Genomic DNA, 3,160 nt, shown 5'->3' with positions numbered 1-3,160 from the left:
TTTCCAAGTTTTTATATAATATATATATTTTTTATTGAGTTGATTAAATTTTATCATTATTTTCTACTAGGAATAATATATTTATATAAATAGATATATTTTAAAATTTTTTGTCAATTCACAAAAATTTTACTTAAAATTAAAAAGGGAGTGCTATAAAATAGAATAAAATCCATTTTATAGTACTCCCTTACTTTATAATTTATAGAAAATTATATTCCTTTGAAATTACAAATAAATATAATTTATATTCTGTATGTATTAGAATACTTTGTTTAATATTTCAATTATTTCTTCTTTAGTAGCTTGTCTTGGATTAGTAGCAGAACAAGCATCTTTTAAAGCATTGACAGCTAATATATCAAAATCTTCTTTTTTAGCACCTAATTGTTCAAATCCAGAAGGTATTTCTACATCGGCAGATAATTTTCTTATCGCAGTTATAGCTGCAGCAGCACCTTCTTCATCAGTCATGTTACTTACATCTACTCCCATAAATTCAGCGACATCTTTTAATCTATCTGGACAAACCTTAGCATTGTATTCTTGAACAGCTGGAAGTAATATAGCATTGCATACACCATGTGGTAGGTTATAGAATCCTCCAAATTGATGGGCTATAGCATGTACATAACCTAATGAAGCATTGTTAAATGCCATACCAGCTAAGAATTCAGCATATGCCATTTTGTCTCTAGCCACCATATCATTTCCGTCTTTAACAGCATCTCTTAGATATCCTTGGATTAATTTTATAGCCTTTTCAGAACAAGCATCTGTTATTGGAGTAGCTATAGTAGAAACATAAGCCTCAACAGCATGAGTTAAAGCATCCATACCAGTTGCAGCAGTCAATGCTTTAGGCATACTCACCATTAAATTAGGATCGTTTACAGCTAGTGTTGGGTTAACATGTTCATCACATATTGCCATTTTTACATGTCTTTCTTCATCAGTTATTACACAGAATATAGTCATTTCAGAAGCAGTACCAGCAGTAGTATTTATAGCTATTAATGGAAGCTGAGGTTTTTTAGATTTATTGACTCCTTCGTAATCTTTCATATTGCCGCCATTAGTAGCAACTAAAGCAATCCCCTTTGCACAATCATGAGGTGAACCTCCACCAAATGACATAACAAAATCACAGTTTTCAGCTTTTAAAACTTCTACACCTTCCATAACTGAAGTCACAGTTGGATTTGGAACTGATCCAGGATAAACGACATACTCTATGCCATTAGCATCTAAGCTATCTAATATTTCTTTTAATTCTGCACTTTTAGCAGATCTTTTACCACAAACTACTAAAGCTTTTTTAAATCCTCTTGCTTTGATTTCAGCTGGAATACTACCAGCACATCCAGGTCCCATTAAACTAACATTTGGCATATAAAATTTGTACATTCTAATTTTCCCCCTTAGTTTTATATTTGTAGCAATACACCATTGTGTATATATCACATACATAAATCTATTTCTGTAAATATAAATATAAAAATTACAATGTCCCAAAATTATAACGTTTTCTACATGTCTACAAAACATATTACTTATTATTTGTTTAAATGCTACCTTTACTTTAATTATATTAAAATTATGTAAATTGTCAAGTATTTTTCTGATTTTTCAAAATTTACAATATTTTATGAATTTTCCGATATTTTTACAAATAAAACTATCTTCTGACATAATTTACTCTATCTAATAACAATTTTATACATTTTTGCTTGTTGTATAATGTTGTTTTATATAAGAAAATGTCCTCTTTTATGATCATAAATTAATTATTTTCATAAAGAGAACATCTTGTTATTTTCTCATCAATTTTTATTTAAAACTTTTAAACCATTTCTCCATTTAAAGAGAATGAAAGAGTTTCAGTTATTTTTACATCTACAAGCTTTCCAACTAAATCGGCATCGATATCCTTTACAGCAAAGTTTACAAGCTTATTTTGTCTAGTTCTGCCGCTGAATTTAGTTTCATCAGTCTTGCTCTTTCCTTCAACCAAAACTTCGACTACCTTATCTTGGTAAACAGAGTTGTTTTCCTTTAATATTTCATTTACAACTGCTAAAACCTTGTCAAATCTCTCGTGTTTTACATCCTCTGGAATTTGATTTTCCATTTTAGCAGCTGGTGTACCCTCTCTCTTTGAGTAGATAAAAGTAAACGCATTGTCGTATCTTACTTTTTTGATTACATCTATAGTATCCTCTACATCTTCGTCTGTTTCACCAGGGAAGCCTATCATTATATCAGTAGAAAATACTATGTCAGGTATTTCAGCCTTAGCCTTTTCTATTATTCTTAAGTAATCCTCTTTAGAATAATGTCTATTCATTTTCTTTAGTAGATTAGTGCTTCCACATTGAACTGGAAGATGTAAAAATTCGCAGACCTTATCGCAGTCTCTCATAGCGTATATAACTTCATCTGATATGTCCTTTGGATGTGAAGTCATAAATCTTATTCTCTCTAAGCCTTCTATTTCATTTACTTTTCTTAAAAGCTCAGCAAAAGTTATTTTGTCTTCTTCTTCTAAAGTTTTACCGTATGAGTTTACATTTTGTCCTAATAATGTAACTTCTTTAGTTCCATGAGCAACTAATTCTTTGATTTCGTTTATTATATCTATCGGTCTTCTACTTCTTTCACGTCCTCTAGTATAAGGAACTATACAGTAAGTACAGAAGTTGTTACAGCCGTACATGATGTTTACAAACGCCTTAAGCTCAAATTTTCTATCGCTCTTTAACCCTTCTACAACTTCTCCGTCTACATCCCAAACGTCTACAAGCATAGCGTCACTTGACATAGCTTCTGCTAGTAATTCAGGGAATTTGTATAAGTTATGAGTCCCGAATACTAAGTCTACATGTTTATATTTAGATTTTATTTCCTTTACTACTGTAGGCTGTTGCATCATGCAGCCGCATACAGCTATTTTTAAGTTAGGATTTTTCTTTTTAGTCAACTTTAGATGACCTAAGTTTCCGTATACCTTAAGCTCAGCATTTTCTCTAACTGCACAAGTGTTGTATATTATTAAATCCGCAGTATCAGCCATCAAAGTAGGTTCATATCCCATATCATTTAACATAGCAGCTAGATTTTCTGAGTCGTGTTCGTTCATTTGACATCCAAATGTTTGTAT

2 protein-coding genes are annotated in these 3,160 nt (G+C 30.9%); both read right to left on the bottom strand.

Features of this window, described 5'->3' with window-relative positions; all coding sequences use genetic code 11:
* Window positions 1-261: 261 nt before the first annotated feature.
* On the bottom strand, window positions 262-1,407 hold the full coding sequence (locus SPD90_RS11080; RefSeq protein ID WP_331680569.1) for an iron-containing alcohol dehydrogenase: 1,146 nt from the start codon (window positions 1,405-1,407) through the stop codon (window positions 262-264).
* A gap of 436 nt (window positions 1,408-1,843) precedes the next feature.
* The coding region (gene miaB / locus SPD90_RS11075; RefSeq protein ID WP_320925267.1) for a tRNA (N6-isopentenyl adenosine(37)-C2)-methylthiotransferase MiaB at window positions 1,844-3,160 on the bottom strand (1,317 nt) is incomplete at its 5' end.

The sequence above is a fragment of the Intestinibacter sp. genome (assembly GCF_034113885.1).
Lineage (GTDB): Bacteria > Bacillota > Clostridia > Peptostreptococcales > Peptostreptococcaceae > Intestinibacter.
Note: the sequence above shows the minus strand (reverse complement) of the source record. Positions and strands in the feature narration are given on the sequence as shown.

Excerpts from the sequence above, each read along its gene's own strand:
- SPD90_RS11080 (WP_331680569.1), bottom strand. The coding sequence starts at position 1,407 with ATGTACAAATTTTATATGCCAAATGTTAGTTTAATGGGACCTGGATGT.